This is a genomic window from Virgibacillus indicus (assembly GCF_002266285.1).
GTDB lineage: Bacteria > Bacillota > Bacilli > Bacillales > Amphibacillaceae > Virgibacillus_K > Virgibacillus_K indicus.
In genome coordinates, this window is the sequence record NZ_NPMS01000007.1 from 178,623 (window position 1) to 191,437 (window position 12,815).

10 protein-coding genes are annotated in these 12,815 nt (G+C 40.3%); 9 read left to right on the forward strand and 1 reads right to left on the reverse strand.

Features of this window, described 5'->3' with window-relative positions; all coding sequences use genetic code 11:
• Window positions 1-24: 24 nt before the first annotated feature.
• The 3 genes from CIL03_RS14710 to CIL03_RS14715 all read left to right on the forward strand — a co-directional run bounded on the left by CIL03_RS14710 (window position 25) and on the right by CIL03_RS14715 (window position 2,489).
• Window positions 25-1,563 carry a fatty acid--CoA ligase family protein gene (locus tag CIL03_RS14710; RefSeq protein WP_094886636.1) on the forward strand — a complete coding sequence of 513 codons (1,539 nt, stop codon included), beginning with the start codon at window positions 25-27 and terminating at the stop codon, window positions 1,561-1,563.
• 98 nt (window positions 1,564-1,661) lie between these two features.
• Window positions 1,662-1,805 carry a hypothetical protein gene (locus tag CIL03_RS19875; RefSeq protein WP_165767967.1) on the forward strand — a complete coding sequence of 48 codons (144 nt, stop codon included), beginning with the start codon at window positions 1,662-1,664 and terminating at the stop codon, window positions 1,803-1,805.
• A 111-nt stretch (window positions 1,806-1,916) separates the two neighbouring features.
• Window positions 1,917-2,489 (forward strand): competence protein ComK, encoded by a 573-nt coding sequence (locus CIL03_RS14715; protein WP_094886637.1) that lies wholly within the window; start codon window positions 1,917-1,919, stop codon window positions 2,487-2,489.
• On the opposite strand, the gene CIL03_RS14720 is transcribed toward CIL03_RS14715, so the two are convergent.
• Window positions 2,386-2,781: a YhjD family protein gene (locus CIL03_RS14720; protein ID WP_094886638.1), complete on the reverse strand. Its 396-nt coding sequence runs from the start codon at window positions 2,779-2,781 to the stop codon at window positions 2,386-2,388. The two genes, CIL03_RS14715 and CIL03_RS14720, sit on opposite strands and share 104 nt — an antisense overlap.
• Window positions 2,782-3,074: 293 nt before the next feature.
• Here CIL03_RS14720 and CIL03_RS14725 point away from each other — a divergent pair, with 293 nt between their 5' ends.
• The 6 genes from CIL03_RS14725 (at window position 3,075) to CIL03_RS14745 (ending at window position 12,802) form a co-directional block, all read left to right on the forward strand.
• Complete coding sequence (locus CIL03_RS14725; RefSeq protein WP_094886639.1) at window positions 3,075-3,731, forward strand: TVP38/TMEM64 family protein; 657 nt, start codon at window positions 3,075-3,077, stop codon at window positions 3,729-3,731.
• 57 nt (window positions 3,732-3,788) lie between these two features.
• Complete coding sequence (lepB, locus tag CIL03_RS14730; protein ID WP_094886640.1) at window positions 3,789-4,340, forward strand: signal peptidase I; 552 nt, start codon at window positions 3,789-3,791, stop codon at window positions 4,338-4,340.
• Between the two features lie 72 nt (window positions 4,341-4,412).
• Window positions 4,413-7,913 (forward strand): helicase-exonuclease AddAB subunit AddB, encoded by a 3,501-nt coding sequence (addB, locus tag CIL03_RS14735; protein WP_094886641.1) that lies wholly within the window; start codon window positions 4,413-4,415, stop codon window positions 7,911-7,913.
• Complete coding sequence (gene addA, locus CIL03_RS14740) at window positions 7,906-11,631, forward strand: helicase-exonuclease AddAB subunit AddA (protein ID WP_094886642.1); 3,726 nt, start codon at window positions 7,906-7,908, stop codon at window positions 11,629-11,631. Before addB ends, addA begins: the two co-directional genes overlap by 8 nt.
• Before the next feature lie 558 nt (window positions 11,632-12,189).
• Window positions 12,190-12,321: a hypothetical protein gene (locus CIL03_RS20280; RefSeq protein ID WP_276282956.1), complete on the forward strand. Its 132-nt coding sequence runs from the start codon at window positions 12,190-12,192 to the stop codon at window positions 12,319-12,321.
• A 13-nt stretch (window positions 12,322-12,334) separates the two neighbouring features.
• A complete protein-coding gene (locus tag CIL03_RS14745; protein WP_094886643.1) occupies window positions 12,335-12,802 on the forward strand; it encodes a cytochrome c oxidase subunit II in 468 nt (155 codons plus the stop codon).
• Window positions 12,803-12,815 lie beyond the last annotated feature (13 nt).

Genomic DNA, 12,815 nt, shown 5'->3' on the forward strand with positions numbered 1-12,815 from the left:
TGACTCAATCTAGGGGGGCTAAAAGTGAATTTAAGTGATCAATTATCAATAACTGCAAAGAGTTATCCGAAAAAAGCAGCCTATGTTTTTCAGGATAAAGAAACAAGCTATATGGAATTGGAGGGATCTGTCAGGAAACTTGCTTCACGTCTTGAGCAATTGGGATATAAAAAAGGGGATCATGTTGCTCTTATAGCTGGAAACAGCCCATATTATGTTATTGGTTTGTATGGGGCACTTCGGCTGGGTCTTGTTGTTATTCCAATCAACCCATTGTATACAGCTCATGAAATGACATATATTTTAAAAAATGGCGATGTAAAAGCAGTCATTACGATGGATGTTTTACTTGAAAAATTTGAAGCAATTGCAGATCAGCTGCCAGAAGTTAATCATTACATATCCTGTGAATCGGGTGCACAACTTAATTTTGAAGAACATCATCTTTCGGTGAAATTGAAATCGTTTACACGTCTAGTTGAGGAAGGCAGCATTGAATTTAATGCCCCGAAGCTTGAGGATGAAGACCTTGCGATTATTTTATATACTTCCGGGACAACCGGAAAACCAAAAGGCGCCATGCTGTCACATAAAAACTTGTATTCCAATGCAAAGGATGTTGCTGATTATTTAACGATAAATGGGGAAGACAGAGTAATTGCAGCACTGCCTATGTTTCATGTTTTCTGCTTAACTGTTGCTTTAAATGCGCCTTTAATGAATGGGGGAACCGTTTTAATTATGCCGAAATTTTCCCCGCAGGAAGTATTCCGGATTGCTGATGAATTACAGGCTACTGTTTTCGCGGGTGTACCAACAATGTATAACTACCTGTTGTATAGCGTAAAAGAAAACAAGGATGATTTTAAGACCATTCGTTTATGTATTTCCGGAGGAGCAGCCATGCCAGTTGCCTTGTTAAGAGAATTTGAAAAGGCATTTGAGGTACAGCTGTCGGAAGGGTATGGTTTGTCTGAAGCAGCTCCGGTTACCTGTTTCAACCCATTGGACCGGCCCCGGAAACCCGGTTCTATTGGAACAAGCATCGTTAATGTAGAGAATAAAGTAGTTGATGAATATGGTGAAGAGGTTGAAATTGGTGAAGTGGGAGAGCTAATCGTCCGTGGCCCGAATGTTATGCAGGGTTATTATAAAATGCCGGAGGAGACAGAAGTTGCATTAAAAGAAGGCTGGCTGTATACCGGTGATATGGCAAGAATGGACGATGAGGGATACTTCTATATTGTCGATCGTAAAAAAGATATGATTATTGTTGGTGGCTATAATGTTTATCCAAGGGAAGTGGAAGAAGTTTTATACGCGCATCCAAACGTTACCGAGGCAGCAGTAGTTGGGGTTCCAGATCCCGGCACAGGAGAAGCAGTCATGAGTTATGCTGTTGTTGATGACCCTAGTGTAACAGAAGAAAACCTGATTGAATTTTGTAAGGGGCAATTGGTAAAGTATAAAGTTCCTTCTATCATCGAATTTTTAGATGAGCTGCCCAAAAATACAACAGGAAAAATCCTCCGGAGAAACCTGAGGGAAAAAGCTGTACAATAATCTGTGAAGTTTAGATAACGATTCTAAAAGTAAGAGTACTGTATAAGTATAAATCCCGTCACAACCTGACACACTAGATAATAAAAGGTTGTGACGGGATGAAAAATAACGATAAAATGCCGGAACTTGCTACATTCACGTTCCTAAACCCTGATTTTCATGTGTCAGAGGAAGAGAATCAGCGAGAAATGTCGAATGAAAAAAGTGAAAATCGGTACAATGCAGCGGATAATGAAGAATAAAACAATATTTTACCGAAAATTTTGTATTTTATACTATCTTTTTAATTGGATATTTGATAAATTATTAAGGAAACCACTTTCTTTTCATTTAACATTGAGAGGAAGTTGTATATGTTAAATGAATATTTTATTCCATCCTATGAAATTAACCCGATGACAATCGCAGTCATTGCCCAGCAGAATAAATTTGGCGAACGCACTACTTTTGTATATGAAGATACGGAAGAATATATTGTTGATTATTCCCCGAGCAAGGTTATTGACCACGCCTGCAAGTATTTCGGATCAAGTCTGAAAGGCAGGCAGGAGGGCACCAAAGATATTTGCGGAATTACCCATAAAGCCCCGATTTCAATTGACCCGGCCAGTGGAATGTATTTTTTCCCTACCACATCTCCAACAAGTTCAAAGTGTTCCTGGATTGCCCATTCCCATATTGACAAAGTGAAAAAAGCATCAAATAGTCTGAGTGAAGTAATTTTCAAAAATGGCAAACGTTTATTATTTGATGTTTCTTACGGTTCACTGATGAATCAGGTCCAGCGTACCGCACAATTTCGTTATTTGCTCGATAATCGGATCAGTTTTTTGCGGCTGCAGCATAAGCCTGCTGAATATGTGGCAGAGCCTTCTCCAAAAGCTCCTCTACAATCCTCTGAACTTTTTTCCGAATGGAAGGATTAAAATAATTTCGTTTTTCTTCTTTCCCCTGACAAAGAAATAGAAAAGAAGAAAAAGAATCATTTTTATTTAACGTTACAACCCGTATCTTCTTACTTTCCATTACTTTACGCAATCGCCTGCGTTCCTTTGCTGCTTCAGCGGCCATTTTCCCTAAAAGCCCAATATATGGCTCTTTTATTTTAAATGCACCTTTCTTGACGTGCTGGATATCCTGGTTGATAACGACGATTGCCATGGAAAGAAAGAGAAAACGTGTAGCAATCTGTAATTCTTCTTCACTAAGATAGCGCATATAAAAATCCCCCTCATTTTCAGAACATCAGTTCTACTTATTATTATTATAGGACAAAATAATAAAAAATAACACAATAAAATTTTGGAAATGAAAAGAAAGTGGTAAAAAATTTGGTTTTACTATGCAGATTTCTTAGTTTACATTAAAATAAATATAGATAAACTGTTATATTAATAGCGGATGTTCAAAAGGTATAAGAATTCACCATTACTCTGGGTGACCTGCTTTTTCATTTTGAACCCATCTTATTAAAATAGATATTTAACTGTAAATGAGGAGATTTTAACTAAATGTATGTATTAGACATTGCGCTATCTGATTGGAGAATTATGATTGAAAATGACAGGCTGGATGATTATATTATGCAGCTGCTCAGCGATTATGAAAGTCTAGGTCCGTTGCCGGGAATACTTCTTCCGTTTATTGAGGCGTTTCTTCCATTTCTGCCATTGGTTGTATTTGTTTTCGCAAATGCTGCCGCATATGGATTGTTGGAAGGATTTCTATTATCATGGTCTGGTGCAGCACTTGGGGCAATTGTCGTTTTCACGATTATTCGCAGGCTTGGTGATAAAAAAATATTACGAGCAATAAGTAAAAATAAACAAGTGACTAAGGTTACAAACTGGCTGGAGAAGCGTGGATTCGGACCCTTATTCTTGTTAATGTGCTTTCCGTTTTCGCCGTCTGCAATTATTAATGTAGTAGCAGGTCTATCGAATGTCAGCAGACAGCAATTTATTTTGGCCGTTCTATTAGGGAAATCAGTTATGATCTTCTCAATCGCTTATGTAGGATCAAGTATATTGGAGTTTGCTCAAAAGCCGGTGAAGACAATTGTTGTTGGAGTAGGGATTGGATTATTCTGGCTAGTGGGAAAATATATTGAAAAACGGCTGCAGAAAAAATCGATGCTTAAAGAGGATACAACCACCAAAAAAGATTAAAATACTTCCATTCAGGGTATCATGATTAGTGATAACAACTCTGGAGGAAGAATGAACATGAGAAAATTAAATTATCGTAAAATTATTCCTGTATTATTTTTTGCGATAGTGTTTGCCTTGGTTTTCAGGTCTGTTTTGTTTGCGAATTATGTAGTTGATGGGGAATCGATGGAGCCCACATTGTACGATGGCAATATGATGATGGTTAATAAAGTGATTTATAATCTGGAAGAAGTAGACCGTTTTGATGTCATCGTATTTCATGCTAATAAAAAAGATGATTATGTAAAGAGAATAATTGGATTACCTGGTGACAAAATTGAATATAGAGATGACCAACTTTATGTAAATGGTGAATATGTTGAAGAGAAATTCCTTGAATCACATGCAAAAGCAAGTGATCAGGAGCCTTTCACAGAAAACTTTACATTGACACAGGTAACCGGGGAAGAAAAAGTTCCTGAAGGGAAACTGTTTGTCATGGGGGATAACCGTGCAGACAGCCTTGACAGCAGATCATTTGGATTTATCTCAACAGAACAGATCGTTGGAAAAGTCGGCATTAAATACTGGCCGCTGACGAAAGCGAGTGTAACACTCGGCAAATAACTATAATAGAGCTTCTATCTCTGATAAAATGAAGGGATAGAAGCTTTATTTTTTCATAGAAGGAGGGATAGAATGGGACTCCGATTTTTATTGGGACGTGCAGGAACAGGAAAGAGCGGCAGGTCACTTGATGAAATAAAAGAAAAGCAGGCTGAAAATCCCCTGGGTCCGTCAATATTTTATATTGTTCCAGACCAGATGACGTTTCAGCAGGAACATGCATTATTTAATGATGGTGATATAAATGGGAGTATTCGGGCACAGGTTGTAAGTTTTTCCCGTCTTGCCTGGCGTGTTCTGCAGGAAACCGGTGGCAGTACAAGACAATTCATCAGCTCTGTCGGAATTCAAATGATGCTCCGAAAAATAATCGAGGAAAAACATGGCGAATGGCACATGTTTCAAAAAGCGATGGAGAAACAAGGGTTCCTGAATCAGCTGGAAAAGATGATTACCGAATTTAAACGCTATCAAATCACTCCGGAAATACTCCAGCTGCAAATAGATCAAATAAACCAGTATGTACATAAAGAGCCAGGGGAAGAAGCTTTGGCTGCAAAACTGGGTGATCTTGTTTATGTTTATGAAAAACTCATCTTTGCTCTAAAAGATAAATATATTGACAGTGAAGATCAATTGCAGCTCCTTGCTGCAAAAATTGAGGAATCTGCATTGCTTGCGGATGCAGAAATTTACCTGGATGGTTTCCACAGCTTCACCCCACAGGAGCTTGTTGTTGTGGAGGCTTTATTGAAAAGATGCAAATGTGTCACGATCACATTAACAGTTGAAAAGCCAGTGGAAGATGATGTTTCAGAGCTTGACCTCTTCTATCAGACAAGTGAAACATACAGTACACTCCAGCAAATTGCGTATGAAAATCAGATTATGATAGATGAAACAGTAGTTTTGGATCCTGTGAATGGCAGATTTAAAGACAGACCCTATTTTGCACATTTGGAACAAAACTTTGACGTAAGACCTGCAGCGAGTTTTGAAGGGGAAGTACCTATACAAATTGCTGAGGCTGTTCATCCACGTGCGGAAGTTGAGGGTGCAGCACAGGAAATTATCCGTCTTGTCCGGGAAGAAAATTACCGATTTCAGGATATAGCAGTTTTTATAAGACAAACTGATATCTATCATGATCTGATTGATACGATATTTGATGATTATGATATTCCTGTTTTTATTGATGAGAAACGGACAATGCTCAACCACTCCCTGATCGAATTTATCCGTTCTGTTCTTGAAATTGTTGAAGGGAACTGGCGTTATGACGCTATTTTCCGTGTGCTGAAAACGGGTTTTATTCCAGCAGCAGATCCTGAGTTTCCGTTAACTTATGATGCCATTGATGAATTGGAAAATTATGTGCTTGAGTATGGTGTTCGTTCCAGAGAGCGCTGGTATTCTTCCGAAAAGGAGTGGGTTTTTCAGCGATTTCGGGGATTTGACAAGGCAGGCCAGACAGACTCTGAAAGAGAAACACAAAAGCGTATAAACCAATACAGAAAACAAGTGTCAGCAGCATTGCAATCGTTTGATGAGCAGATAAGAACTGCTTCAACAGTACGGGAGCGTTGTGAGGTTACCTATATGCTTTTGGAAAATTTAGGTGTGCCGAAAAGATTGGAACAAACACGAGAGCTGTATGATGAACTCGGAGAAATTGAGAAAGGACGCGAACAGGAACAGGTATGGAATGCAGTAATTCAGCTGTTTGATGAGATGGTGGAAATGGCTGGAGATGAGGAAATGACCCTGAAAGCATTTCGTTCCACGCTTGACGCCGGTTTTGAAACATTAAAGTTTGCTCATGTTCCTCCGAGCATGGACCACGTTATTGTAGGTACTATTGACCGTTCAAGAATCAGCGGAATTAAAAGTTCTTTTCTGCTTGGTGTAAATGAGGGTGTCTGGCCAATGAAGCCTTCTCCAGAGGGAATGATTAACGAGCAGGAACGGGAACTGCTTGCAGGACATGGGCTTCAATTAGCAGACAGCAGCAAGAGGCAGCTGCTGGATGACTGGTTTTACATGTATATTGCATTTACTGCTGCAAAGGACAGTCTATGGATAAGCTATCCTTTAAGTGATGAAGAAGGAAAAGCAAAAATGCCATCACAGCTGATTAAGCGAATTGAGGACTTGTTTCCTTTCTGTTGTGATCATATCTTATTGCAGGACCCTGATGAATTACTGGAAGCAGACCGTTTTATTACAACACCTGTAAAAACGCGGTCTGCTCTGACCGCACAGCTGGCGCGGAATCAGAAAGGCTACCCTGTAAAACCGGTCTGGTGGCATGTGCTGAACTGGTACATGGAAAATCAGCCGAAATACAGTACAACCTATATGGTTCTGCAAAGTTTACACTATCAAAATAGGCCGGTGGATCTGTCATCGGAAACAGTGGAACAGCTTTATCCAAAACAGGTGAAGGCAAGTGTTTCCAGACTGGAATCATATTATCGCTGCTCCTATCAGCATTTTGCGAAATACAGCCTCGGACTTGATGAACGAAAAACCTATAAACTGGATGCACCTGATATTGGCCAGCTTTTCCATGAAGCATTAAAAGTAATTACGGAACAGATTCAGGCAGATGGAAAGGACTTTGCACAGCTGAATAAAAAAGATACAGATGTGTATGCAAAAAAAGCGGTAACCAATTTAGCCCCGATTTTGCAGCATCAAATATTGCACAGCTCCAATCGTTATAAATATATTCAGTACAAGCTCCAGGAAGTCATTGCACGGGCAGCATTTGTGCTAAGTGAACAGGCAAGGCAAAGTGATTTTGCACCAGTCGGACTGGAGCTTGGATTTGGGGAGAAACAAACACTTCCGCCTTTGACGCTTCCACTGCCAAACGGATTCGAACTAATGCTGCGCGGACGAATCGACCGGGTGGATAAAGCATTACAGGAAGAATCCTTATTTTTAAGAATCATAGATTATAAGTCCAGTTCCAAAGGATTGAATCTTGTAGAAGTGTATTATGGATTGGCATTGCAGATGCTGACATATTTGGATGTTGTCATCTCCCATTCGGAACGCTGGCTTGGAAAAAAAGCAACACCAGCCGGAGTGCTTTATTTCCATGTGCACAACCCAATGATTTCCGGAAAGGGAAGAATGAAGGAAGAGGACATTGCAGAGGAAATTTTTAAAAAGTATAAAATGCAGGGATTGCTTTTATCGGATGCAGAAATTGTGAAATTGATGGATACATCTTTGGATTCTGGGACAAGCCAGATTATTCCGGCAGGTCTTAAAAAAGATGGCGGTTTCCGCAGCAATTCCAAAATCGCCGATAATGAAACATTTCAAAGCCTAAAATATCACATTCATCAGCTAATGACAGAAGCTGGTATTGATATGACCGCAGGAGGAGTTCATTTAAATCCATTCCAGCATAAATCGAATGTAGCCTGTACATTCTGTTCCTTCCGTTCGGTTTGTCAATTTGACCCGATACTGGAAGAAAATAATTACCGGAAGCTTACCGATTTAAAAGACGATGAAATTCTGAAAAGACTCCGTACAGAGGAGGGACAACATGGTTAATTGGACAAGAGAACAAGAGGAAGCAATCTATACAGATGGCAGTGATGTGCTTGTTGCTGCAGCTGCTGGTTCTGGGAAGACTGCTGTATTGGTTGAAAGAATTATTCAGAAGCTGCTTAAGAAAGATAACCCTGTTGATATCGATTCACTCCTGGTTGTTACATTTACAAATGCAGCCGCACAGGAAATGCGGAATCGTGTTGGTTTGGCACTTGAAAAGGCATTGGCTGAAGATCCGTCCTCTTTACATTTAAAGAAACAGCTGTCCCTGCTGCAGCGGGCGTCGATATCGACACTGCATTCCTTTTGTCTGGAAGTTGTAAAACAATATGCCTATTTACTGGATATTGATCCCAGCTTTAGGATTGCAAATGATATGGAAGCAGATCTTATTAAGCAGGAAGTAATCGATGATTTATTTGAGGAGTGGTATGGGACAACCGGTGAGGAGCAAGAGCGTTTTTTCGCAGTGGTTGACCGATTTTCCAGTGACCGCAGCGATGTGGAAGTAGAAGACCTCGTACTTACGCTTTATACATTTGCCGTACAAAATCCATGGCCGGATAATTGGCTGGATCAGCTGGCTGAAACGTATAATGTCGCTGAAGACTGGCAGGAAGAAGAGCTTGACTGGTTATCGATTATTAAAAGAGAGGTAAACAGTCAGTTTGAAGCAATTGAGCAGGAAATGACACTTGCATTAAACTTAACGAGGGAAAATGATGGTCCATACCATTATGCAGACACAATTGATTCTGACTTGTTAATGCTGAGGGAAGCACTTGCCCATCTTAATTCCTGGGATGACCTGCAATCCTATATATCCAGCAGTTCTTTTGCAAGACTTTCAGGCAAAAAAGCTGATTGTGATGAGACAAAGAAAGACAGAGTAAAGGCATTGCGTGACAGCTATAAAAAACGCTGGGACACAATGAAGAAGGGGTGGTTTAGCCGGAATTTAACCAGTCATGTGGATGATATGCGCGAACTGGCCCCGATTATTAAGCAGTTAACGGAACTGGTTAAACTATTTAAAGCCAGATTTACGGAACAAAAACGCGAGAAAGCAATCGTTGATTTTTCCGACCTGGAGCATTATTGTCTAAAGCTCTTAGTAGATGAAACATCTGCAATGGATGAACCCGTTCCTTCAAAGGTTGCCAATCAGTTTAAAGAGAAGTTCAGTGAATTGCTTGTCGATGAATATCAGGATACCAACCTCGTCCAGGAAACGATTTTAACATTAATCAGTGATCAGATTGGTCCTGGAAATATGTTCATGGTTGGTGACGTTAAACAAAGTATATACAGGTTCCGTCATGCTGAACCGTCGTTATTTATTCAAAAATATAAACGCTTTGCAAGCAAAGAACATCAGGCTAAGCGAATCGATCTTGCAAGTAATTTTCGGAGCAGGGAGCATGTGCTTATAGGAGCTAATTATATTTTCAGACAGATTCTTGATGAAGAACTTGGAGAAATCAATTATGATGCCAATGCCGAGCTGATTTACGGGAATAAAATGTATGATGACCTGCCATACACTGCTCCATATCCTGAGCTGCTAATTATTGACAGGGAGGCACAGGAGGAAGAAGCTGAGGTCAGTGCTGATGAAGAGAACTTTCAGGATTTGGAAAAAGCCCAATTGGAAGCAAGGACATATGCGGAGAAAATAAAATCCTGGATTGGTCAGAAGGAAGGTTCCCCGTTAAAAGTCGTTGATAAAGCAACCCAGACACAACGTGATATACAGTATCGGGATATTGTGATTTTACTTCGTTCCATGACATGGGCACCAACGATTGTGGATGAACTGAAAAAACAGGGGATCCCTGTATATGCAGAGCTTTCTACAGGATATTTTGAAGCAATTGAAGTAAAAATCATGATCAACCTGCTGAAGACTATCGATAATCCGAGACAGGATATTCCGCTTGCGTCTGTTCTGCGCTCACCGATTGTCGGACTAAATGAAGATGATTTGGCATCGATTCGATTAGCAGGAAAAAACCAATCGTTTTACGATGCGCTGAAGCGATTTGAAAAACAGTACACAACTGACACAGCAAAGAAAGTAACTAACTTTTTGAAGCAGCTGGAACAATTCCGTTTGGCATCCAGACAAGGAGCTCTTTCAGAATTAATCTGGGATATTTACAGGGAAACCGGCTATTATGACTTTGTTGGCGGCATGCCCGGCGGCAGGCAAAGGCAGGCAAATTTGCGTGCATTATATGATCGTGCCCGGGGGTATGAAACAACATCATTCCGGGGATTATTCCGTTTTCTCAGGTTTATTGAGCGAATGGAGGAGCGTGGGGACGATCTTGGTGCAGCAAGGGCATTAAGTGAACAGGAAGATGTTGTCCGGATTATGACGATTCATAAAAGCAAAGGACTTGAGTTTCCTGTTGTAATTTTAGGTGCGATGGATAAGGAGTTTAATTTACAGGATTTAAAACAGAAATATTTACTCCATAAGGACCTGGGATTTGCCAGCAAATATATTGACCCTCTGAAGCGGATTACGTACCCAACATTATTTTACCATGCCATCGGCCAAGAAAAATTAAGGGAGCTTCTGGCAGAAGAAATGCGCGTATTATATGTTGCATTGACAAGAGCAAAAGAAAAAATGGTCATGATTGGAAGTGTACCATCATTTGAAAAGAAACAGCAGAAGTGGCAGAAAATGATTGACCATTCCCAGTGGGTGCTGCCTGCACATTTTCGGATGGAATCCAAGACCTACCTGGACTGGGTCGGGCCAGCCCTGATTAGGCATCAGGAAAATAATGTATTACGAACAGAAGAACTAACTGATGCCGTCTTAAATGAAATTCAGATTGATCCATCCAAATGGAGTGTTTCGATTATCCATGGCAGTGAGCTTGCCAATCTCGATGAAAAGCAAGGGCAAGCTGATCTGGAATTGAAGGAAAATATTACAGGATGGCATAAAGTGGATGTGCAGGATGAGAATTTAGAGCAGCTTGTGGAAGAACGCTTATCCTATCAGTATCCTTTTGAACAGGCAGCGAAATCAAGGGCAAAACAAACGGTTACTGAAATTAAAAGACAGAGGGAACTGAAGGATGAATATAGTTCGGATCAGCTTATTCCTGCATTTCAAGCACCAATCGTAAAACGCCCAAATTTCATGCAGAAAGAAAAGACAATAACAGCAGCTGAAAAAGGTACTGCAATGCATACCGTGATGCAGCATCTGCCAATGATTAAACCATTAAGCGGTGCTGAAATCGAGGAGCACTTGGAAGCTCTGGCAGAAAAAGAGATTATAAGTCGAGAAGAAGCAGAAATAATCGATCTGGATTCGATTGAACGATTTATCAACACAGATATTGCTCAGTATATGATGGGGGTTCCGTCACTGCACAGGGAAGTCCCATTCAGTCTTTCCTTGCCTGCAAGTGAGGTTTATGCCACTTGGACAAGTGAGACAGATGAAAAAGTTTTGATACAGGGTGTGATTGACTGTATCATTCCGGCAGAGGATGGCTGGATAATTCTTGATTATAAAACAGATGCTATACCAGAGGAAGTAACAGATCAGGTAAAAGAAAAACTCATGAAAAGATATAAAACTCAAATGGAGCTTTACAGATATGCGATTGAGCATATTTGGAAGCAGCCGGTGAACAAGACATATTTATATTTCTTTGCCAGGCAGCTGGTTGTAGAGGTGCCGGTTTGAGAAGTGTAAATCAGGAAAAGATCAACTTTTTATAAGTTGGTCTTTTTTTGATGTGTTTTTGATGTGTGATGGTTGGGGCGGGTGGTGATATCTGGTTAGAGAGCTGGGGTATCCGCCCGAGAAAGGGAATATCCGTACAATGAGCGGGCTATCCGTCTGAGAATGAAAATATCGGTGCAATGAGCGGGCTATCCGTCTGAGAATGGAAATATCCGTACAATGAGCGGGCTATCCGTCTGAGAATGGAAATACCCGTACAATGAGCAGGGTATCCGTCCGAGAATGGAAATATCGGTGCAATGAGTAAGCTATCCGTCTGTGAATGCGAATATCTGTTCAATGTTCAAACTATCCTTCTGAAAATAAGAACATCCATCCAAGCCTACAAACCTCGGTATAAACCCACTCCAATAACCTATTTTCCATGAAGTTCATCATTTTGTCATGAATTCGCTTTATTCGTGACGGAAATCACACACCTATGTGATTTCCATCACTTAGAAAAAACCCCTTCAGAAATAAGATAGAAGTAAGAAATAAATAGGGAGGGAATTTCAAATGGAAGAGAAAATCACTAAGACAGATGAGCATTCACTAAAAGGTACCCTGTTTTCTTCATTAGTATTTGTCGGCGGTGGGATTGTCGCATTTATATTATTACTGTTTATTGTTTATATGACAAGAGTTTAAGGAGGGAAATAGCATGAAAATGCATCGTTCTGAAGAGATTTGGCTGATTATCAGCGTCACTGTTTTAGTTCTTTCAATGGTCGTTACCGGATATCAGACATTCGCACTGGGAATGGGGCCACCAAGTAACACTGAAACCATAGATCCCCAGAAAGTCGATGAAACAGCTCCATTTGATGAGCCCGGTGTCTATAAAGTAGGGGATAATGAATATGAGGTTGTGATGACATTGCAGATATTCTCATTCACACCAGGAGATATCGAAATACCTGCAGGAGCTGAAGTCACTTTCACAATGACATCAAAAGACGTTGTTCATGGATTTCAAATTGCCGGAACTAACGTGAATGCAATGGTAATGCCAGGACATATCCAAAAAATAACACAAACCTTCGATGAGCCTGGAGAATATTTGATTTTATGTAATGAGTACTGTGGTGCAGGACACCAAGCTATGGCTACGACTATTACGGTTAAATAAAGAAAGGAGGAAA

Bases quoted from the DNA above. Each gene is read 5' to 3' on its own strand.
- CIL03_RS14715 (WP_094886637.1), top strand. From the start codon at position 1,917: ATGTTAAATGAATATTTTATTCCATCCTATGAAATTAACCCGATGACA.
- CIL03_RS20280 (WP_276282956.1), top strand. From the start codon at position 12,190: ATGGAAGAGAAAATCACTAAGACAGATGAGCATTCACTAAAAGGTACC.
- addA (WP_094886642.1), top strand. From the start codon at position 7,906: ATGGTTAATTGGACAAGAGAACAAGAGGAAGCAATCTATACAGATGGC.
- CIL03_RS14720 (WP_094886638.1), bottom strand. From the start codon at position 2,781: ATGCGCTATCTTAGTGAAGAAGAATTACAGATTGCTACACGTTTTCTC.
- CIL03_RS14745 (WP_094886643.1), top strand. From the start codon at position 12,335: ATGAAAATGCATCGTTCTGAAGAGATTTGGCTGATTATCAGCGTCACT.
- addB (WP_094886641.1), top strand. From the start codon at position 4,413: ATGGGACTCCGATTTTTATTGGGACGTGCAGGAACAGGAAAGAGCGGC.
- CIL03_RS19875 (WP_165767967.1), top strand. From the start codon at position 1,662: ATGAAAAATAACGATAAAATGCCGGAACTTGCTACATTCACGTTCCTA.
- CIL03_RS14725 (WP_094886639.1), top strand. From the start codon at position 3,075: ATGTATGTATTAGACATTGCGCTATCTGATTGGAGAATTATGATTGAA.
- lepB (WP_094886640.1), top strand. From the start codon at position 3,789: ATGAGAAAATTAAATTATCGTAAAATTATTCCTGTATTATTTTTTGCG.